We start from the raw sequence: 20,930 nt of genomic DNA, 5'->3' as shown, positions 1-20,930 counted from the left end.
CCCTATGCTATGCGGTCGATGATCAGCTGCTGCGCCGGCCGCGAGCCCTCGGGTGCAATAACGGCTGCATGTTCCAGGGCCTCTTTGGCCCGGGCAAACCGTTCAGGGGTGTCCGTCAGCAGGGTCATCAGCGGTTCCCCTGCCCGGACCACGGCACCGGGTCTGGCGTGCATCCGGACTCCGGCCCCCGCCTGGACCGCATCCTCCTTGCGGGCGCGCCCGGCTCCCAGGCGCCAGGCTGCAACACCGACAGCGAGCGCGTCCAGTTCCACCAGGACTCCGTCTGCCGGGGCGTAGAGCACCTCGGACTCGCGTGCGACCGGCAGCTTGGCGTGGGGGTCTCCGCCCTGGGCTGCAATCATCCGGTTCCAGACATCCATGGCGCGGCCGTCCACAAGCGCGGCGGCGGGATCGGCGTCGTGCACTCCTGCGCAGGCCAGCATCTCCTCCGCCAGCCGGACGGTCAGCTCCACCACGTCGGCGGGGCCGCCGCCCGCCAGCACCTCCACCGATTCCTCCACCTCGATCGCATTGCCCGCGGTCAGGCCGAGCGGAGTATTCATGTTGGTGAGCAGCGCGACGGTGTTCACCCCCGCGTCCTTGCCCAGCGCCACCATCGTCTCTGCCAGCTCCCGGGCCCTGGCCTCGTCCTTCATGAACGCGCCCGTTCCCACCTTGACGTCCAGGACCAGGGAACCGGTCCCTTCGGCGATCTTCTTGCTCATGATCGAAGAGGCAATCAGGGGAATCGCCTCAACCGTGCCGGTGACGTCGCGCAGCGCGTAAAGCTTCTTGTCCGCCGGGGCCAGGCTCGCGCCGGCGGCGCAGATCACCGCGCCCACGTCCTGGAGCTGGGCCAGGATCTCCTCGTTGCTGAGCGAGGCACGCCAGCCGGGGATGGCCTCAAGCTTGTCCAATGTGCCGCCCGTGTGCCCCAGTCCCCTGCCGGACAGCTGCGGAACGGCCACCCCGAAGACCGCCACCAGGGGCGCGAGCGGCAGCGTTATCTTATCCCCCACCCCTCCGGTGGAATGCTTGTCCGAGGTGTACTTCAGGCCGCCGTCGGGCCGCCGCAGGCTGGAAAAGTCCATCTGCTCGCCGGAGGCGATCATCGCGGCTGTCCAGCGGGCAATCTCGGTGCGGTTCATGCCGTTGAGCAGGATCGCCATGTTAAGGGCCGCCATCTGCTCGTCGGCAATGGCCCCGCGGGTGTAGGCGTCGATGGTCCAGTCGATCTGTTCGGGGCTAAGGACGCCCTTGTCCCGCTTCACGCGGATGATGTCCACGGCGTCGAACGGTTCCGCCGGGGCGCTTTCTGTCACCTTTTCAGCCACGTGTTTCCTCCAGGTGTTCGGGACCGAAGGCGTCTGGCAACACCTGGTCCATGGACTTGATGCCTTGGGTGGTCATGAGCTCCATGTCCGGAGCCCGGAACTCGTACAGCAACTGCCGGCAGCGGCCGCACGGCATGAGGATGCTGCCGGCCCCGTCCACGCAGTAGAAGGCGCGGAGCAGGCCACCGCCGGTCATGTGCAGATTTCCCACCAGCGCGCATTCGGCGCAAAGGGTCAGGCCGTAGCTGGCGTTCTCTACGTTGCAGCCGCTCACGATCCGGCCGTCCCCGGTAAGGGCCGCTGCCCCCACCGGGAACTTCGAATAGGGCACGTAGGCGCGGTGCATCGCTGCCGTAGCCGCCGCCTTGAGCGCGTCCCAGTCCACCGGCTCCGCTGCGTTCTTGGCCGCGCCTGTCACCTGGTCCACGCCGTCACCCCTTGACATACGGAATACCGCTGGCTGCCGGCCCCCGGGACTTGCCCACCAGCCCGGCCACCGCGAGGACCGTCACGAGGTACGGCAGCATGGCCATGAACTGGCTGGGAACGGGAGTGCCGATGATCGTGACAATGCTCTGCAGGTTGTCGGCAAAACCGAACAGGAGCGCGGCGAAGAAGGCTCCGAAGGGGTTCCATCGGCCGAAGATCAGGGCTGCCAGGGCAATGAAGCCTCGGCCGCCGGAGATCTCCTTCGTGAAGCTGTCGATGGCCACCAGGGTGAAGAACGACCCGCCGATGCCGGCCACCGCCCCGCCCAGGGTGACGTTCCAGAAGCGGGTGGCGTTCACGTTGATGCCCAAGGTGTCCGCGGCCTGAGGGTGTTCGCCTACGGCGCGTACGCGAAGGCCCCACCGGGTCTTGAACAGGCCCACCCAGACCACCAGTACCGCAATGTACATCAGGTAACCCACCAGGGACTGCCGGAACAGGATGGGACCGATTATCGGGATGCTGGACAGGACGGGAATCTCGATGGCGTCCAGCCCGGGCGGCGAGTTGAACCTGTCGCTGTCTTCCTGCATGACAGTGCTGAACAGGAAGCCCGTCACGCCCGAGACCAGAACGTTCAGGACCACACCGACGATGATCTGGTTCACCAAATACTTGATGCTGAAGAGCGCCAGCACCATGGACACAACAGCTCCCGCCACGGCGGCGGCCAGAAGCCCGATCAGGGGATTCTGGGTCACGCTTGCCACGATGGCTGCGGTGAACGCGCCACCGAGCAGCTGGCCCTCAATGGCGATGTTCACCACGCCGACACGTTCACAGAGGACGCCGGACAGGGATCCGAAGACCAGCGGGACGGCAAGGGTGACGGACCCGGCGATGAGCCCTGCCAGCGAGATGCTGGGAGTCCTGGCACCGCCCACCACCCAGATCAGGAACGCCGCGGTGAACAGCACGATGAACGCCACGGTAAGCCAACCCGGCACCTGCCTGTCCCTGGTCCTAAGGAACACAGCGTAGGCGGCCAGGCCGAGCAGGAGGATGGAGAGTACCAGGCCCCCGGCGAACGCGTTGACCTCAAGCGCGGGGAGCTGGAAGAAGTCGCTGCCGGTGGAAATCCCGAAACTGGCGGTCCGGCTGGGCGCCAGCAGTCCGAAGAACACCAGGGCCACCAGCCCGAACGCCGTGAGGAGCAGCGGTGTTTTCCAGGTCACCGGCTTGGCCGAAACGGCGGCGGCACGCGTGTCCGTGCCGTTGGCGCCAGGCTGCGGTTTGCCGGGCCTGGAGGACGATACTGTCGTGCTCATGCTGCACCTCCGGTGGTTGCTGCCTCGCGGGACTTGGCTGCGCGGGCCGGCTTCCTGCGCCGGGGATTCAGGCCGAAGATGGCCCGTACCAGCGGTGGAGCGGCGATGAACAGGACTATCAGGGACTGGACCACCAGGACGATGTCGATGGGCGTCCCGGTCTGGATCTGCATCTGGACCGCCCCGGCGCGGAAGGCGCCGAACAGCAGGCCGGCAGCGAAGGTGCCCCACGGCGTCGAGCGCCCCAGCAGCGCCACGGTGATGGCGTCAAAACCGTAGGTGGCGGCAACGCCGTCGGTCAGGACCTTCTCTGTGCCTGCCACCTGGGCGACGCCTGACATTCCCGCCAGTCCGCCTGCCAGGGCCATCACCAGGATGGTGGAGCGGGACACGTTGATGCCCGCCGTCTGCGCAGCCTTGGGGTTTGCGCCCACGGCACGGAATTCGAAGCCCACCGTGGAGCGGTTCAGGAGCCACCAGACCAGGACGGTTGCGGCGATGGCCAGCAGGAACCCGAGGTGGAGCCGGTACTGCGTGCCGAAGATCTGGGGGTAGACGGCGGTGGGATCCAGGACGGGCGAGATGGGGTTTGACTCCCCTGGCCGCTGGAACGCCGGCGTGTTCAGGAGGTAGCGGAGGAAATACAGCGCGATGTAATTGAACATGATGGTCAGGATCACTTCATGCGCGCCGGTACGGGCCTTGAGCAGGCCCACGAGCCCGCCCCAGAAGGCACCGCCGATGATGCCGGCCACGAGGACCAGCAGCAGGTGCAGGCCCAGCGGCAGGTGCAGCGCGAAACCCACCCACGCGGCCAGGATGCCGGCCACGATGATCTGGCCCTGCGCGCCGATGTTGAACAGGCCCGCACGGAACGCCAGGGCCACGCCCAGACCGGCCGTGATGAGCGGGGTGGCGATGGTGAGGGTTTCCATGAAGGGCGCGAACTGGGCCGCAACGCTGTTGCCGCGCGGGTTGAAGACCGAGCCCTGGAACAGTGCGATGTAGGAGCGGGTGGCGGCATCCCAGACCGCTGTGAGGAAGTCGGTGGGCCTGGCCAGGAAGTACCCGCCGGTGGTGGCCACCCGCTCGTCCGTGCTCGCGATCAGCAGGCCGCCGATGATCAGGGCCAGCAGCACCGCCAGGACCGAGACCATGCCGCTGCCGGTGAAAATCCTGCGGAGCAGTGTGTCCGGGCCGCCTGGAAGCTGCCCGCTTTGGGCAGTGGCGGGAACGGCGGATGGTTCCATCGCTCCGCCGGCAGTGTCAACGGATACGACGGCGGCAGTTGACTCGTCAGCGGAGGTTGCCTCCTGCGTGTTGCCGGGCCTGTTTGCAGCGTGTTTGGGTGGGTGCTTTTCAGGCATGGTCGCCTCCTTCGGCGTCGGAGGTATTGATCGTGGTTCTGCCCGCGGACAATCCGGCCTGCGGGGCATGGCTGTGCTCTTCAGGCGGGATTCCCGCCATCATGAGGCCCAGGGCATCGCGGCTGGTGCCGGCGGGGACCACGCCCACCAGCTTGCCCTTGTACAGCACGGCAATGCGGTCAGCCAGTTCCATCACCTCGTCCAGTTCTGTGGAGACGATCATGACTGGCGTGCCCTGGTCGCGTTCAGCCACGATCCTCCGGTGCAGGAATTCGATGGAACCCACGTCCACACCGCGGGTGGGCTGCGAGGCGATGAAGAGCCGCAGGGGGCGGGACAGTTCGCGCGCCATCACCAGTTTCTGCTGGTTGCCGCCGGACAGGGTCCCTGCTGCTGCCGCTGCAGACGGGGTCCGGACATCGAACTCGCCGATCCGCGCCCTCGCGTTCTCCATGATCTTCGCCGGGCTCATGCTGATGCCCTTCGCGAAGGGAGGCTTGTCATAAAGGTCGAGGACCAGGTTCTCGGCCACGGAGAAGGTGCCTACCAGGCCGTCCACTTTGCGGTCTTCCGGGACGAATCCGACGCCGGCGTCCAGGACCTCTTTGACGGACCGGCCCAGGAGCTCCTTGCCGTCCAGCCTGACGGACCCGCTGACCCGTTCCTGGAGGCCCAAAATGGCTTCCGTCAATTCAGTCTGACCGTTGCCCTGGACGCCCGCAACGGCCAGGATCTCGCCCCGGGATATGTCGAAGCTCAGCCCGTCCACCACGTGCTGGCCGTTGGGTGCAATGACGGTAAGGTCGCGGACTTCGAAGGTTTTTTCCTGCGGGCGGGCCGGCTCTTTGTCGAGGACCAGGCTTACGGCACGGCCCACCATCATGGAGGCCAAATCAGTGGTGGACGCAGCGGGATCAGCCGTGCCAACCACTTTTCCGCGCCTGATCACCGTGATGGTGTCCGATACTTCCTTCACTTCCCGCAGCTTGTGCGAAATGAAGACAATTGACGTTCCGCTTGCCTTCAGCTGGCGCATGATGTCCAGGAGCTCATCAGTCTCCTGGGGGGTCAGCACGGCTGTGGGTTCGTCAAGGATCAGCACGTTCGCGTTCCGGACCAGGGCCTTGATGATCTCCACGCGCTGCTGGACGCCCACCGGGAGGTTTTCCACCAGGGCGTCCGGGTCGACGTCGAACCCGTACTGGTCCGAAATCTCCTTGATCCGGCTGCGCGTGGCATCCAGGTCCAGGAAGCCTGCGGCCTTCGTGGGTTCGGCGCCAAGCGCCACATTTTCGGCGACGGTGAAAACGGGAACCAGCATGAAGTGCTGGTGGACCATGCCAATGCCGGCCGCCATGGCGTCGCCAGGTCCGCGGAAGGACACGGGCTTGTCATCGATGAGGATTTCGCCTTCGGAGGGCTCGTACAGCCCGTACAGCACATTCATGAGGGTGGACTTGCCGGCCCCGTTTTCGCCCAGCAGACAATGGATTTGTCCGGGCTCAACCACCAGGTCAATGTGGTCGTTGGCGAGCAGGCTGCCAAAGCGTTTAGTGATCCCTCTGAGTTCAAGTTTCAAAACTCTGACCAATCTCGAAGCGTCCAGTGAGCCACCGGACGGGATATGTGGCTGCAGCACCAGCCTAGTGGGTGCAGCCCTGGGACAGGCGGGCTGCGGTCCGGTGAGGTGCAGCCAGCAAAAAGCGCCACCGCCCGGCCAGTCAGTGACCAGCCGGGGGTGGCGCTTCACGCCGGGGATCAGGCCTTCGGGCTTGCCTTGGACTCAACCTTCAGCTTGCCGTCCACAATGTCTTTCTTGATCTGCTCCAGTTCGGACTTCAGCTCTGCCGGAACCTGGGAATCGAGGTCGTGGAAGGGAGCCAGCTGGACGCCGTCGTTGGCCAGCGTGCCCACGTACGGCGTGTTGTCGAAGTTGCCTTCCTTGTCATCCTTGACCACCGTTTCCACGGCGTCGCCCATCTGCTTCATGACCGAGGACAGCATGATGTCCTTGTAGTCGGGAGCAGTCAGGTAGCCGTCAGAGTCCACCCAGATGAGCTTGACGTCCTTGCCGGCGGCCTTGGCATCCTTCAGTGCTGCACCGGAACCCTTGCCCACGGGGCCGGCGACGGGCATCACGATGTCGGCGCCCTGGTCCAGGAAGTTCTGGGTGACCTGCTTGCCCACATCCTGCTTTTCGAAGTCTCCGGTAAACGTGCCGTCCTGGGCATCCTTGTTCCAGCCAAGGAGCTTGACGTCCTTGCCCTTCTGCTCGTTGTAGTACTTGACGCCGTCCGCGTAGCCGTCCATGAAGATGGTCACGGTGGGGATGTTCATACCGCCGAACGTTGCCACCGTGCCGGTCTTGGTGGTCCCTGCGGCAAGGTAGCCGGCAAGGAACGCTGCCTGCGCGGTGTCGTAGATGATCGGCTTGACGTTGGCGATGGGGGGATCGTAGGCGAAGTCCACAATGGCGAAGTGGCTGTCCGGGTTGTCTTCCGCCTGTTTCTTGGTGGCGTCGCCCAGCAGGAAGCCCACCGTGACGGTGAGGTCGCAGCCGGCGGTGACCATGGCGCGGAGGTTGGGTTCGAAGTCGTTGTTGGTCTTGGATTCGACCTGGTTGATCTTGATGCCGAGATCGGCCTCTGCCTTCTTCAGGCCCTCGTAGGAGGACTGGTTGAAGGACTGGTCGTCGAATCCGCCGGAGTCGGACACGATGCAGCCTGTGTAGTCGCTGGCCCCGGCCGTCGAGCCGGTTCCGGCTTCCGGGGGCGCACCGCAACCGGCCAGCACGAGCGCTGTGGCGCCCATCGTGGCCAGTCCCGCAACTGAACCGCGCTTGAAACCTGCACGCAGTGAGTTCTTCAATTTTCCTCCAGGATGAAGAGAGTGGCGCTACGGCTCGAATTCAATGAGTGTCCGTTTCTGCACTGAAATTCTGTTGTCACTGAGGGCACGCAGCACTGCGCCGGAGCGCACTGATGCCACCACTTTAGTGGCCTGCGCCACGTCTCAATAGCACGCTGGCAAGGTATCCGGAAGATTGTTTACAAGTTGTTACCAAGGAGTAGGTGTGGCAGGGCCAGCGGCACGCCTACCGCCCAGGGACGGCAGGCATGGCCTGGAGCCGAACCAGCATCTTGCCGGTGTTGGCACCGTCCAGCAGGTCGGTGAAGGCCTGCGGCGCGTTCTCCAGCCCGTCCACGATGGTCTCGTCATAGCGGACGGTGCCGTCGGCAAGCCAGCCTGCCATGGTGTGTGATGCAAAATGCGGCAGGGCCCGACGGCGCGGTCCAGGGACGGTGCCTAAAGGTCGCGGATAGTGCGCAGGGCCGCGGCAGTGAGCACCCGGATCCCCAGGCCCAGGGCACGTTCATCAACGATGTAGTCCCCGCGGTGCAGATCGTATTCCTCGCCTCCGGGGGTCTTGGTGCCCAGGCGCATCATGGCTCCCGGGAGCTCAGCGAGGAACCAGGCGAAATCCTCGCCGCCCATGGACTGCGGTGTGAGGACTACGGCGTTTTCGCCGATTTCAGCACGGGCGGAGGCTTCGATGATCGCTGTTTCATGCTCGGAGTTCACTACCGGCGGGACTCCCCTGGTGTGCTCCAGCTTCACGTCCACGCCGTAGGGGGCCGCCACCTGGTGGACCACTTCGTCGAGGAGTTCCCCGGCCTCGTGCCAGGCATCCCGGTCCAGGCAGCGCATCGTGCCCGCCATGTAGCCAGTGCCGGGAATGGCGTTGGGCGCTGAACCGGCGGAGATCTGCCCCCACACCACGGATACCCCGCTGCGCACATCCACGCGGCGGGAGAGGACTGCGGGCACATTGACTGCGATCTGCGCCAGGGCGAAGACCAGTTCTTCGGTCAGGTGCGGGCGGGAGGTGTGTCCGCCGCGGCCCGAAAGCTCGATACGGATGGTGTCCGAAGCAGAGGTGATGGCGCCGATGCGCGTGCCGATCTTGCCTACTTCGATGCGCGGATCACAGTGGAGTGCGAGGATCCGCGGCACGCCCGCAAGGACGCCCTGCTCGATGCAGGAGTGGGCACCACCGGGCATGGTCTCTTCGGCAGGCTGGAAAATGATGCGGATGGTGGCACCGAGCGGTTCCTCCAGGTGCATCCTGTGCAGCACCAGGGCGATGCCCAGCATGGTGGTGGTGTGGACGTCGTGGCCGCAGGCGTGGGTGACGCCATGGTTTTTTGAGGCAAAGGGCAGGCCCGTTTCCTCGATGATGGGCAGGGCATCAATGTCGCCGCGCAGGGCAGTGGCAATGGGCCCCTCCCCCACGTCCACCGTGAGCCCGGTACCCTCGAGCCTGCGGGGGCTGAGGCCTGCGGCTTCGAGCCGCTCGGCCAGCTTGTCCGTGGTGCGGAACTCCTTGAACGACAGCTCCGGATGCGCGTGCAGGTCCCGGCGGAAGTCGATCAGTTCCGGCAGGAGGGGCTCAAGCCATGGAGCCACCAGGGCGGTGGGCTCGGCTTCGGTAGTGTAATTGCGCACTGCTTCACTCTAGCGAGGGTGATGGGATTAGCGGCGATCGCGTTACTTCAGAGGACGTCGGTATCCCCGCTCGCCTTGAGGGCATCCACGGCTGCCTTGACCCGCTGCGAGTTCGCCATGGTGGTTACCAGGAGCGCATCCGGGGTGTCCACGATGACAACGTCCTCGATGCCGATGAGGGCAATAACGCGCTTGGTGTCGCTGACCACCACGCCGCTGGATTTCTCCGTGAACACACGCGCGCCTTCGCCCAGCACCGTGACATCATCAACTTCCTTGGCGCTGTTGAGGCGACCCACGGAGGCGAAGTCCCCGACGTCGTCCCACCGGAAGGAACCAGGCACGACGGCGACGTCCCCGGCTTCGGCGGCAGGCTCGGCCACCGCGTAATCGATGGCAATCTTCGGCAGTCCGGGCCAGACGCGGCCCGTCACTTCATCACGGTCAGGGGTGTCCCAGGCGCGCGCGATCTCCTGCAGGCCCAGGAACAGCTCGGGCTGGTTGGCTTCCAGGTGCTTGAGCAGCAGGGAGACAGGAGCGACGAACATGCCGGCGTTCCACACGTAGTTGCCGCTGTCCACGTACTGCTGGGCCACTTCCTCGTCCGGCTTTTCCACGAACTCCACCACGTCCTGTGCGCTGGGGGCGCCCTCGATATGGAGGTCCTGTCCGGAGCGGATGTAGCCGAAGCCGGTGGAGGGATGGGTCGGCTTGATGCCGATGGTCACGATCTTTCCGGCGGCTGCAGTATGGATTGCCTCGCCGACTGCCTGTTGGAAAAGGCTGTCCGGGCTGATCACCTGGTCGGCGGCAAAGGAACCCATGATGGTGTCGGGATCGCGTTCGTGCAGGATTGCCGCAGCAAGGCCGATCGCAGCGGCAGAATCCTTCGGTTCCGATTCCAGGACCAGGTCTGCGTCGTGGATCTCCGGCAACTGCCGGCACACTGCTTCCCGGTGGGCTTTCCCGGTAACCACCAGCATCCTGCTGCCGGCCAGCGGGTGCAGCCGGTCGTACGTGGCGCGCAGCAGTGTGCTGCCCGATCCGGTGAGGTCGTGGAGGAATTTGGGAGCTGCGGCGCGTGACAGGGGCCAGAGGCGGGTCCCCACGCCGCCTGCCGGGATCACCGCAATGAAGCGCTCAAGGGGTGATGCGGGGCTTGTCACTTTGTCTGTACTCATCACCGCCTACTTTAGCGGAACAGGCACGGCGCCTTCCGGCGGACGCTGCCGGCCCTGCTTCGGCCCGTCACGGTATCCATCTCACACGCACCGGCCGGCAGTGTGTCCTTTGTCTCATATTTTCTCGAAATCCGCGCCACTGCTGGCCACCAAGGCGCTCCTAAATTGAATAAGCTGTTAGCTGAGCCTAGATTTAGGCCTGAGCTACGAGTGCTCTCGCAGCAGGCGTTCCCCCCGCGTGGATCTCATGCCAGCGCCGCTGTGTTGCAGGGAGGTTTATCAGTGCCGACAAAACCAGCTGGCACCTTGTACCGCGGCCGTGAAGGCATGTGGTCCTGGGTAGGACACCGCATTACCGGTGTAGTGATCTTTTTCTTCTTGTTGGTCCACGTCCTGGACACCTCCTTGGTGCGTGTGTCACCTGAGGCCTACACCGCCGTGATCGGTGCCTACAAGAATCCCCTGATGGCCCTGGGCGAGACCGGCCTTGTTGCCGCGATTGTTTTCCACGCCTTCAACGGCCTGCGGATCATCGCGGTCGACTTCTGGAAGAAGGGCGCCAAGTACCAGCGGCAGATGCTGTGGGCCGTCATGGGTCTCTGGCTTGTCACCATGGTCGCATTCTCCATCCGCCACCTGTCCCTTGCCCTCGGAGGCCACTAAGCCATGACTGCAACGATTGAGAGCCCCCGCAGCGGGCGGATCGCCCCCCAGTACCGCCGGCATGGCGGCAGCAGGGGAAATTTCGAGATGATTGCCTGGCTGTTCATGCGGCTGTCCGGCGTGGTCCTGGTGGTCCTCATCTTCGGGCACCTCTTTGTGAACCTCATGGTGGGTGAAGGCATCCACGCCATTGATTTCGGATTCGTGGCCGGCAAGTGGGCCGATCCGTTCTGGCAGGTCTGGGATCTCACCATGCTGTGGCTGGCCATGCTGCACGGAACCAATGGCGTGCGGACCATCATCAACGATTACGCCGAAAAGGACTCGACCCGCCGCTGGCTGAAGACGGTCCTCTACTCGGCCACCGTCGTCATCATTGTCCTGGGCACCCTGGTGATCTTCACCTTCGACCCGTGCCCCGTGGTTAACGGCGTCCCCCTGCCTGGCGGGTTCTGCCCTGCCTAGCCGCAGAGCCATCCCGGGCCCGCGGGTTCTCCGCGGGCCCTGTTTTGCGGAGCAGGCAACGCCGGCCCGTTGTTTTATAGCGAATTTTGAGAGAAAGAGCATCTGGTATGCAGGTCCATAAGTACGACGTCGTCATCGTCGGTGCCGGTGGCGCTGGCATGCGCGCCGCGATCGAATCCGGTCAGCGCGCGCGCACAGCAGTACTGACCAAGCTCTACCCCACCCGCTCGCACACAGGTGCTGCGCAGGGTGGCATGTGTGCAGCACTTGCCAACGTCGAGGAAGACAACTGGGAGTGGCACACCTTCGACACCGTCAAGGGCGGCGATTACCTGGTGGACCAGGATGCGGCTGAAGTGATGGCGAAGGAAGCCATTGATGCCGTGCTGGACCTCGAAAAGATGGGCCTGCCGTTCAACCGCACGCCGGAAGGCCGCATCGACCAGCGCCGCTTCGGCGGGCACACCCGCGACCACGGCAAGGCTCCGGTCCGCCGTGCCTGCTATGCAGCCGACCGCACCGGCCACATGATCCTGCAGACGCTCTACCAAAACTGCGTCAAGCACAACGTTGAGTTCTACAACGAGTACTACGTCCTTGACCTGCTGACCGTTGAAGAGGAAGCGCTCCGCGAGGACGGCACGCCGTACATGCAGAAGCGCGTGGCCGGCGTCGTCTCCTACGACCTCGCCTCGGGTGAACTGCACGTCTTCCAGGCGAAGTCCGTGGTGTTCGCCTCGGGCGGTGCCGGCAAGGTCTTCAAGACCACCTCCAACGCACACACCCTGACCGGCGACGGCATGGGCATCGCCTTCCGCCGCGGCATCCCCCTGGAGGACATGGAATTCTTCCAGTTCCACCCGACCGGCCTTGCCGGCCTGGGCATCCTCCTTTCCGAGGCCGCCCGTGGCGAGGGCGCCATCCTCCGCAACTCAGAGGGTGAGCGCTTCATGGAGCGCTACGCCCCCACCATCAAGGACCTGGCTCCCCGAGACATCGTGGCCCGCTCCATGGCCAACGAAGTCCGCGAAGGCCGCGGCTGCGGCCCGAACAAGGACTACGTCCTCCTGGACCTGACCCACCTTGAACCGGCCCACATTGACGCCAAGCTGCCGGACATCACCGAGTTCGCCCGCACCTACCTGGGTGTTGAGCCCTACACGGAACCCGTTCCCGTGTTCCCGACGGCGCACTACGCCATGGGCGGCATTCCCACCAACATCAACACTGAGGTCCTGCAGGACAACGACACCGTGGTCCCCGGGCTGTACGCAGCCGGCGAGGTCGCGTGTGTATCTGTGCACGGCTCCAACCGCCTGGGCACCAACTCGCTGCTGGACATCAACGTGTTCGGCAAGCGCGCCGGTATCGCTGCTGCGGAGTATGCCAAGGCTGCCCAGTTCGTGGAGTTGCCGGAAAATCCGGTGGCCTACACCACGGAGCTGCTGGACATCGCCCGCAACGGCACCGGCGACGAAAAGGTGGCTGTTATCCGCAAGGAGCTGCAGGACACCATGGACGCCAACATGCAGGTGTTCCGCACGGCCGAGACACTGAACCAGGTCCTGAGTGATATCGCCTCCTTTGAGGAGCGGTACAAGCGGATCAATGTCCAGGACAAGGGCAAGCGCTTCAACCTGGACCTGCTCGAGGCCGTTGAACTCGGCTTCCTGCTGGAGCTGGCCAAGGTGATGACCGTGGCAGCCCTGTACCGCGAGGAATCCCGCGGCGGACACTTCCGCGAGGACTTCCCCGAGCGCAACGACGAGAAATTCATGAAGCACTCCATGGCGTACAAGGACGACGAGGCTCCCGCGGGATCGGCAGAATCAATTGCCGGCATCCGGCTGGACACCAAGCCTGTGGTCTTTACCCGCTACGAGCCGATGGTGAGGAAGTACTAAGATGACCGCTGAAATCGCTGAGCCAGCCTCAAAGGTTGAACTGCCTGCCGGCGTCGGCGGGGGCGGCGAGATCCCCACGTTCGATGTGCACATGCGCGTCCGCCGGTACAACCCGGAGGTCTCCGAAGATGCCACCTGGGATGATTTCCACCTCACCATGTACGGCACTGACCGCGTCCTGGATGCCCTGCACAAGGTCAAGTGGGAGACCGACGGCAGCCTGTCCTTCCGCCGCTCCTGCGGCCACGGCGTGTGCGGATCGGATGCCATGCGCATCAACGGCCGCAACCGCCTCGCCTGCAAGACCCTGCTGAAGGACCTGGACACGTCCAAGCCCATCACGGTTGAGCCCATCAAGGGCCTGCCGGTGGAAAAGGACCTCATTGTGGACATGGAACCGTTCTTCCAGTCCTACCGCGAGGTCATGCCGTTCCTCATCAACAAGGGCCACGAGCCCACCCGGGAACGCCTGCAGTCCGCCGAAGACCGTGAGCGCTTCGATGACACCACCAAGTGCATCCTGTGCGCCGCGTGCACGTCCTCCTGCCCGGTGTTCTGGACCGACGGCCAGTACTTCGGCCCCGCGGCGATCGTCAACGCGCACCGCTTCATTTTCGATTCCCGGGATGACGCGGGCGACATGCGCCTTGAAATCCTCAACGACAAGGAAGGCGTGTGGCGCTGCCGCACCACCTTCAACTGCTCTGAAGCATGCCCCCGCGGCATCCAGGTGACCCAGGCCATCCAGGAAGTCAAGCAGGCAATCCTTTCCCGCAAGATCTGACAAAGGACCAAGCGGACGACGGCGCCGTCCCCCACACGAGGGGGGCGGCGCCGTCGTTGTTTCAGCAGTCAGTCACGCACCGGCAACGAACGAAAGGGGACGAAGTGTCCCACTCCGAAAAGGTCAGTTTCGAAGGCTCCACCGGCGAGATGCTCTCCGGCATCATCGATGTTCCCGAAGGTCCGGTGAAGGGTTGGGGAGTCTTTTCCCATGGCTTCACCCTGGGCAAGGACAGCCCGTCGGCTTCCCGGATGTGCAAGGCACTTGCGGACAGCGGCGTGGGGATGCTCCGCTTCGACAACCTGGGCCTGGGCGGCTCCGCGGGCGAATGGTCGGCGGGTTCGTTCAGCCACAAGGTGGCGGACACCGTCAAGGCCGCGGAGTTCATGCGCAGCGAGGGGAAGCAGATTTCCCTGCTGGTGGGCCATTCGTTCGGCGGTGCGGCGGTGCTGGCTGCTGCCCGGGAGATCCCCGAGCTCGACGCCGTCGCTACCGTTGGTGCTCCGTTCTCGCCGAAGCACGTGGCCCATGTCTTCGACGCCGCACTGGACAAGATCCTCAGCGAGGGCAGCGCCGAAGTGGACCTTGGCGGGAAACGCGTGGAGATCCGCCGGCACTTTGTGGAGGACCTGGAGAACGCCGACCTGACCGACTGCATCAGGCAGCTCCATAAGCCGCTCATGGTGCTCCACTCCCCCACGGACAACACGGTGGGGATCGAGAACGCCAGCACCATCTTCCAGACAGCACGCCACCCGCGGAACTTCGTGTCCCTCGAGGGAAGCGACCATCTCCTGACCGGCAAGGGCCAGGCCGCGCGGGCCGCTCGGATCATCGCGGCCTGGGCAGACCAGTACCTCGACGCCGGGCAGTAGACCGGACTGGCCGGCATCGGTGCCGGGATGTCCGCCTCGCACGGTCACCGCGGAACGGTGAGGGTTGACAAGCGGCCGGCACGGCAACCACTATTGAGCCCGGCGGGGAAAGCGGTTTCTGATGATGTTTGCTCCCGTGTCACCACAAGAACTCGGGAGGGCATGCACCGTGGAGAGCCAGACGACCGCAGGCGGTCCGGGCACTCGAATCACCGGTCTGGCAGACAGCGGCCGCATCGACAGGAAAGCCCTCGTCCACAGGCATAACATCCGCCAAAGGGCGTTGGATCCCAGAAGCCCCGTGTCCGTGGGCAACGGTGAGTTCGCCTTCACGATGGACCTCACCGGGCTCCAGTCACTGCCGGAGGCCTATCCGGTCGGTTCAAGGGAAGGGCTGCCGGCGGGAACACTCCTGGGCACCCAGGCCCAATGGGGGTGGCACGCGACGCCGTCCGCCCAACCCTACGACCTGGAAGACTCCACCGTCCTATACGACTCGCCCCGGGGACCCGTGCCGTACGTCGATATGGCGGGGGACATCGTCAACGACCGCGAGACCGGCACCTCCCAGGCTGAAACCTGGCTGCGCGGGAATCCGCACCGCCTGGACCTGGGCCGAATCGGCTTCCGGCTGCCAGACGCCGGAACGGTGCGCGGACTCACTGCGGCTGACATAACAGACACCGTCCAAGTCCTCGATCTGTGGACCGGAGAGGTGACCAGCCGCTTCACCCTCGCCGGCCACCCGGTCGCAGTCAGGACCTCGTGCCACCCGCACTGGGACGAGCTGGGCCTCCGCGTGGAGTCAACTGCCCTCAAGGAAGGCCTCGTCATCAGCATGGACTTTCCGTACGGCTCGGAGGCCTGGCACGACGCTGCCGACTGGAACAGCCCGGACGCCCACGCCACCGTGTTGGGAGAACCGGCTCCCGCTCCGGTGGACCCCGGTGCCGCTTGTTGGACCATACACCGCGAGTTGGACGGCTCCCGCTACGAAGTGGCGATCACCGGACAGGGGCTAAGAGTGGAACAGCCGGGAAAGCACCAGCTGCTTATCAGCCTCGATGCCGCCGCTGCTGAGGACGCCGCAGCTGTCATGGACCTGGCCATCGCCTTTTCCCCCGCCGGAGGTGACTGTATCCCGCGGGGCGGCAGCAGGATTCCCTCAGCGGCAGCACCGTCGGGCCAGGGCGCAGAAGGCCGCACCGCCGTCGTCCGCCCTGAAGGTGAGCAGCTTCCCGCCGGAAGCGCCGTTGCCGCCGCATCCCGGTACTACTGGCCTACCTTCTGGCGTTCAGGGGGTGCCATGGAGCTGGTTGCAGAAAAAGATCCCCGCGCGAAGGAGCTGGAACGCCGGATTGTCCTCTCCCAATACCTGACGGCCATCAACTGCTCCGGGTCATTGCCTCCGCAGGAAACGGGCCTTATCTGCAATTCCTGGCGGGGCCGCTTCCACCTGGAGATGCACTGGTGGCACGCCGCGCACTTTGCGCTGTGGAACCGCGTGGAACTCCTGCTGCCCTCCCTGCGCTGGTATTCAACAGTGCTGGAGCCGTCCCGGCAAACCGCCAAGGCCCAGGGTTTCGACGGCGTCCGCTGGCCCAAGCAGGTGGGCCCGGACGGGAGGGAGAGCCCGAGCCCCATCGGGACCTTCCTCATCTGGCAGCAGCCGCATCCCATCCACCTGGCCGAACTCGTGTACCGTGCCAACCCGGGCCGGGAAGTGCTGGAAGAGTTCGCAGAGATCGTCTTCGAGTCCGCAAACTTCATGGCCAGCTTCGCGCACCGTACAGCACGCGGATTTGAGCTGGGGCCGCCGTTGATTCCGGCGCAGGAGAGCTACGGCTCCATCCGGGCAAGGGTCACCAATCCCACCTTCGAGCTGGCGTACTGGCAATGGGCCCTGCGGGTGGCAGCGCAATGGCAGGAGCGCTTGGGCCTCGAGCCCGTTGCAGCCTGGACTGAGGTGGCTAACGGGCTGGTGAAGCCGCGCGTGGTCGACGGCGTGTACGCCGCCATTGAGGAGGAACCCTTCACCATCCGGACCGACCACCCCTCAATGCTGTGTGCACTCGGCGTCCTGCCACAGACGGATCTGATCGACAGAGACACCATGCGGGCAACCCTCGCCGATGTCCTCTCCAACTGGGACTGGGCCAGCACCTGGGGCTGGGACTACCCCGTTATGGCCATGACGGCCACACGGCTGGAGGACCCGGAGGCTGCGGTCAACGCACTCCTGCTCGATGCCGGGAAGAACACTGTGCTCCCTAACGGCCACAACCGCCAGACCGAGTCCCTGCCGCTGTACCTTCCCGGCAACGGGGGCCTGCTCGCCGCCGTCGCACTGATGGCCGCCGGCTGGGACAACGGGCCGGACCGGCATGCCCCGGGATTCCCTGACAACTGGGATGTCGCCTGGGAAGGGCTGGTGGCCGCGCCATAACGGATCGTGTCAGGTCTGGGGTGTGGCCCTGCGCGCACCGAGGATTTTCCTGCGCTGGCTCCCGCCGCCCTTCAGGTCCGATTCCCGGACGGCAGCCCAACCCGCTGACACGAGGTACACCTGGCTGACCAGGTAGAACCAGATCAGCAGGCCGATGATGATGGCGAACGACGCCAGGATGGGGTTGCGTCCGGCACCGGCGAGAAGTTCGGTGCTGAACACCTGAAGCAGTGTGTTTCCCACCGCCGCCAGGACCGTCCCTTCGAGCAGGGCCCGGCGGGACAGCTTGAGGCCGGCCGCAAGCCGGAACATGATGAGCGCCGTGATCCAGCTGAGTACCAGCGGCACGGCGATTTTGATCGATGTGGTCAGCGGGCCGGCTATGGCATCCTCCAGCTTCAGAAAGTCGGCTACCCAGCCAGCCGCGGTGCCGAACAGCAGAGAGGCGCCGGCGCTGACCACCAGCGCGACTCCCAGCAGCAGCAGGATCCCGGCATCCCGCAGCTTGAGCAGGATGGGATTGATCAGCAGCGGCGGCAGTTCCATCACGCCGCGCAACCCGTCACGCAGGCCGGCGATCCAGCGCAGCGACGTGAAGACCGTCACTGCCGCAGCGATGGTTGCCGTCCAGCCGAGCCCGTCAGGATTCAGCAGTTCCTGGGGATCAACGAGGCCTCCGCCGCCGTTCACCTTCAGCAGGCCCGGAGCACTCTGGGCAACGCTGCTGATGATCGTGTCCAGCAGCGCGGGCTGACCACGCAGCACCAGACCGGCGATGGAGAAGCCTGTAGTGAGGAGGCCGGTGATGGAGAAGAACATATTAAAGCCGATGCCGGCGCTCATCAGCGGGCCGTGCTGGAGCGTGTAGTGCCGGAAGGCGCGCATGGGGCGGAGGGCATTGAGGCGCGCCACAAGCCACTGGACCATGGCCATCAACCCGGCAAAGAGTCCCTTGCCGTCCCGGCGCACCTTGTTCCACTCCATCCGTTTCTGGATGACTGCGAGCTTCAGGTGGGCGTGGTCAGTGGGAAGGGGCTGCTGTTCCGCCTGCTTAGGGTGCGTCCGTGGCAGGGGCCGCGGGGCAGGTGCCGCCGTCGTCGTCAGTTTGGGTCCCAAAGTCCAGCTCTTCCCTTAGCTGCCAGATACCGTTGGCATCGTGCTCGTAAAGTCCCATGCTAACCACGGGAAAGGTAGCCCTGTAGTTCTTCAGCACAGTTTCGGCTTCGTCCAGGCTTTCCGGGGCCACATCATGGGCAATAGTGACGTGCGGGTGGTAGGCAAACGGCAGCTCGCGGTGGAGCGGGCCCCGCTGGAGCTTTTCGTGCAGGTCAACGCAGTCCTCGAAGCCGTCCTCCACGTTGATGAACACCACGGGGGAAACCGGCCGGAACGTTCCTGTGCCCGCGATGGTGACCTTGAAGGGTTTTTGCCGGCGGGCCACCTCGCGGACGTGCTCCCGGGTGGCTTCCCAGTCCCGAGTGGGGGTGGTGGTCACCAGGGTGATGTGCGCCGGCACCACCTCCGCAAGGGGGTCGCCAAAGGACGCACGCCAACGCTGGAGCTCCGCGGCAATTTCAGGCGGGAAGCCAAGGATGACGCCCACGCTGATATCTTCCGAGCGGGAGGCAGAGTTGGTTGCCGCAGCACGGTGGTCCGCCGGGGACCTGTGGGAGTTGCCTGTCATCCCCGCCACCTGGTGGATGGAACGGGAACCTTCCCTCGCTGCGACATTGCTGTAGGACATGGCGCTAGCGGACTCCGGCGAGGCTGAAGGACGGGAGGAAGCCCATGCGCTCGTACACCTGGGCCAGCGTGACCGAGGCGATTTCACGGGCGCGCTCGGCTCCGTGCGCCAGCAGCCTGTCCAGCTCGGCGGGATCTGCCATCAGCTCATGGGTCCTGTCCCGCAGTGGCGTCACGAAGTCCACCACCACGTCGGCAAGGTCCACCTTGAGGTGGCCGTACATCTTGCCCTGGTACTCGCTCTCCAGCTCGACCACCGACTTGCCCGTCAGCGACGAGTAGATGGTGAGCAGGTTGGAGACGCCGGGCTTTTCCTCCGGATCGAACCTGATCTCCGTGCCGGCATCCGTCACCGCGGATTTGATGCGCTTGGCCGCGATCTTGGGGTCCTCCAGCAGCTGGATGGTCCCGTTGGGTGATTCCCCCGTCTTGGACATCTTGGCGCTGGGGTTCTGGAGGTCGTAGATCTTGGCGCGTTCCTTGACGATGGTCGCCTCCGGAACGGTGAACGTGGCACCGAACCTGGTGTTGAAACGCTGGGCAAGGTTCCGGGTGAGCTCCAGGTGCTGGCGCTGGTCCTCGCCCACCGGCACCAGGTCCGTCTGGTACAGCAGGATGTCTGCGGCCATCAGCGTCGGGTAGGCGAACAGGCCCAGGGTGGCGGCGTCGGCGCCGGATTTTTGGGTCTTGTCCTTGAACTGGGTCATCCGCGAAGCCTCGCCAAAGCCGGTGATGCAGTTCAGGGCCCAGGCCAGCTGCGCATGCTCGGGCACGTGGGACTGGACGAAGAAGATGCTCTTGTCCGGGTCGATGCCCGCTGCAATGTACTGCGCGGCCACAATCCGGGTGCGCTTGGCCAGCTCGGTTGGGTCAAAGTCCACGGTGATGGCGTGCAGGTCAGGGATAAAGAAGACGGCGTCGTACTCGGCCTGCATATCCACCCAGTTACGGACGGCCCCGATGTAGTTCCCCAGGTGCAGGGAATCAGCGGTTGGTTTGGCGCCGGAGAGGATGCGCTTCTTGGCGGCGGGCGTCGTGGAGCTAGTCATGTGCGGAGGAACCTTCGGGGGCTTAGAGCTGGTAGTCGACTACCAGCGGGGCATGGTCGGAAAAGCGGGTGTCCCATGAAGCTGCACGGTCAACAACCGCGGAGACGGCGGAGGCGGCGAGCCCGGGTGTGGCCAGGTGGTAGTCGATGCGCCAGCCTGTGTCATTGTCAAAGGCCTTGCCGCGCTGGGACCACCAGGTGTAGGGGCCGTCCATCTCCCCGGACAGGTTGCGGTGGACGTCCTGCCAGCCAATGTCTTCCCCGAAGAACCGGTCGAAGTACGCGCGTTCCTCCGGCAGGAAGCCTGCCTTCTTGACGTTGCCCTTCCAGTTCCGGATATCCAGGGGTGTGTGGGCCACGTTGAGGTCGCCCACCACCAGCGCGTGGTCGCTGTGCTTGGTCAGCTCCGGCAGCCGGACGCTCATGGCATCGAGGAACCGGAACTTGTCGTCCTGTTTGGGCGTGCCCACCTCACCGGAGTGGACGTAGGCGCTTGCCACCGTTAGCTGGACCCGCTTTCCGGCGGCGTCAATAAAGCGGAAATCCGCCTCCACCCAGCGTCCCGCCGTCGAAAAGTAATCGTCACCGATGCCGTTACGGGTTGCCAGGGGTTCTTCCCGGGAGGCGATTGCGACGCCGGCGCGGCCTTTTGCCTCTGCCTCGGCGTGCAGGATGTGCCAGCCTTCGCCCAGCAGCTGCCGCACGACGGCATCGGGGGCTCGGACCTCCTGCAGGCAAAGGATGTCCACTCCGCGGGGCTCAAGCCATGCCGCCATGCCGTTCTTAAAGGCAGCCCGGAGGCCGTTGACGTTGACTGATGCGATGCGAAGGTGGTCCTTCTTCAATGCCAAGCTCAC

The 20,930-nt window shown here is 64.9% G+C and carries 19 protein-coding genes; 6 read left to right on the top strand and 13 right to left on the bottom strand.

The features are described from left to right. Positions 1 to 2 precede the first annotated feature (2 nt). The 9 genes from FDW84_RS08750 to FDW84_RS08715 form a co-directional block, all read right to left on the bottom strand. Positions 3 to 1,334 (bottom strand): thymidine phosphorylase, encoded by a 1,332-nt coding sequence (locus tag FDW84_RS08750; RefSeq protein ID WP_371419152.1) that lies wholly within the window; start codon positions 1,332 to 1,334, stop codon positions 3 to 5. Further along, complete coding sequence (locus tag FDW84_RS08745) at positions 1,327 to 1,761, bottom strand: cytidine deaminase (protein ID WP_256371719.1); 435 nt, start codon at positions 1,759 to 1,761, stop codon at positions 1,327 to 1,329. Before FDW84_RS08745 ends, FDW84_RS08750 begins: the two co-directional genes overlap by 8 nt. Before the next feature lie 4 nt (positions 1,762 to 1,765). Next, the gene (locus FDW84_RS08740; RefSeq protein ID WP_138608537.1) at positions 1,766 to 3,091 is read right to left on the bottom strand and encodes an ABC transporter permease; all 1,326 of its coding nucleotides are present in this window, start codon (positions 3,089 to 3,091) and stop codon (positions 1,766 to 1,768) included. Beyond that, positions 3,088 to 4,458, bottom strand: a complete 1,371-nt coding sequence (locus tag FDW84_RS08735) for an ABC transporter permease (RefSeq protein ID WP_138608535.1) — start codon at positions 4,456 to 4,458, stop codon at positions 3,088 to 3,090. Before FDW84_RS08735 ends, FDW84_RS08740 begins: the two co-directional genes overlap by 4 nt. Continuing rightward, entirely contained in the window at positions 4,451 to 6,037 is a 1,587-nt protein-coding gene (locus FDW84_RS08730) for an ABC transporter ATP-binding protein (RefSeq protein WP_138608533.1), read from the bottom strand. Before FDW84_RS08730 ends, FDW84_RS08735 begins: the two co-directional genes overlap by 8 nt. A gap of 179 nt (positions 6,038 to 6,216) precedes the next feature. Then, positions 6,217 to 7,326: a BMP family lipoprotein gene (locus FDW84_RS08725; RefSeq protein WP_240721443.1), complete on the bottom strand. Its 1,110-nt coding sequence runs from the start codon at positions 7,324 to 7,326 to the stop codon at positions 6,217 to 6,219. A 226-nt stretch (positions 7,327 to 7,552) separates the two neighbouring features. Then, positions 7,553 to 7,711, bottom strand: a complete 159-nt coding sequence (locus FDW84_RS19315; protein WP_371419151.1) for a hypothetical protein — start codon at positions 7,709 to 7,711, stop codon at positions 7,553 to 7,555. A gap of 53 nt (positions 7,712 to 7,764) precedes the next feature. Continuing rightward, the gene (locus FDW84_RS08720; RefSeq protein ID WP_138608531.1) at positions 7,765 to 8,964 is read right to left on the bottom strand and encodes an amidohydrolase; all 1,200 of its coding nucleotides are present in this window, start codon (positions 8,962 to 8,964) and stop codon (positions 7,765 to 7,767) included. A 47-nt stretch (positions 8,965 to 9,011) separates the two neighbouring features. Further along, positions 9,012 to 10,145, bottom strand: coding sequence for a mannose-1-phosphate guanylyltransferase (locus FDW84_RS08715; RefSeq protein ID WP_138608529.1), 1,134 nt, complete (start codon positions 10,143 to 10,145; stop codon positions 9,012 to 9,014). 282 nt (positions 10,146 to 10,427) lie between these two features. On the opposite strand from FDW84_RS08715, the gene sdhC reads away from it, so the two are divergent. From sdhC to FDW84_RS08685, 6 genes are all read left to right on the top strand, one after another. Then, positions 10,428 to 10,808 (top strand): succinate dehydrogenase, cytochrome b556 subunit, encoded by a 381-nt coding sequence (sdhC, locus tag FDW84_RS08710; protein ID WP_138133986.1) that lies wholly within the window; start codon positions 10,428 to 10,430, stop codon positions 10,806 to 10,808. 3 nt (positions 10,809 to 10,811) lie between these two features. After that, entirely contained in the window at positions 10,812 to 11,273 is a 462-nt protein-coding gene (locus FDW84_RS08705; RefSeq protein ID WP_138133985.1) for a succinate dehydrogenase hydrophobic membrane anchor subunit, read from the top strand. Positions 11,274 to 11,380: 107 nt separating this feature from the next. Next, on the top strand, positions 11,381 to 13,177 hold the full coding sequence (gene sdhA / locus FDW84_RS08700) for a succinate dehydrogenase flavoprotein subunit (RefSeq protein ID WP_138608527.1): 1,797 nt from the start codon (positions 11,381 to 11,383) through the stop codon (positions 13,175 to 13,177). Position 13,178: 1 nt separating this feature from the next. Beyond that, positions 13,179 to 13,961, top strand: coding sequence for a succinate dehydrogenase iron-sulfur subunit (locus FDW84_RS08695; RefSeq protein WP_138608525.1), 783 nt, complete (start codon positions 13,179 to 13,181; stop codon positions 13,959 to 13,961). Between the two features lie 104 nt (positions 13,962 to 14,065). Further along, complete coding sequence (locus FDW84_RS08690) at positions 14,066 to 14,836, top strand: alpha/beta hydrolase family protein (RefSeq protein ID WP_138608523.1); 771 nt, start codon at positions 14,066 to 14,068, stop codon at positions 14,834 to 14,836. A 169-nt stretch (positions 14,837 to 15,005) separates the two neighbouring features. Continuing rightward, a complete protein-coding gene (locus FDW84_RS08685; protein ID WP_371419150.1) occupies positions 15,006 to 17,282 on the top strand; it encodes a hypothetical protein in 2,277 nt (758 codons plus the stop codon). 9 nt (positions 17,283 to 17,291) lie between these two features. On the opposite strand, the gene FDW84_RS08680 is transcribed toward FDW84_RS08685, so the two are convergent. The 4 genes from FDW84_RS08680 to FDW84_RS08665 all read right to left on the bottom strand — a co-directional run bounded on the left by FDW84_RS08680 (position 17,292) and on the right by FDW84_RS08665 (position 20,930). Next, positions 17,292 to 18,266: a YihY/virulence factor BrkB family protein gene (locus tag FDW84_RS08680; protein ID WP_138608664.1), complete on the bottom strand. Its 975-nt coding sequence runs from the start codon at positions 18,264 to 18,266 to the stop codon at positions 17,292 to 17,294. Positions 18,267 to 18,333: 67 nt separating this feature from the next. Then, positions 18,334 to 18,966 (bottom strand): 2'-5' RNA ligase family protein, encoded by a 633-nt coding sequence (locus tag FDW84_RS08675; protein WP_240721450.1) that lies wholly within the window; start codon positions 18,964 to 18,966, stop codon positions 18,334 to 18,336. Between the two features lie 64 nt (positions 18,967 to 19,030). Beyond that, entirely contained in the window at positions 19,031 to 20,074 is a 1,044-nt protein-coding gene (gene trpS / locus FDW84_RS08670) for a tryptophan--tRNA ligase (RefSeq protein ID WP_138608521.1), read from the bottom strand. 22 nt (positions 20,075 to 20,096) lie between these two features. After that, complete coding sequence (locus FDW84_RS08665; protein WP_138608519.1) at positions 20,097 to 20,930, bottom strand: exodeoxyribonuclease III; 834 nt, start codon at positions 20,928 to 20,930, stop codon at positions 20,097 to 20,099.

The sequence above is a fragment of the Pseudarthrobacter sp. NamE5 genome, from assembly GCF_005796225.1.
Taxonomy (GTDB): Bacteria; Actinomycetota; Actinomycetes; order Actinomycetales; family Micrococcaceae; genus Arthrobacter.
This window is presented reverse-complemented; position numbering and strand designations above follow the sequence as displayed.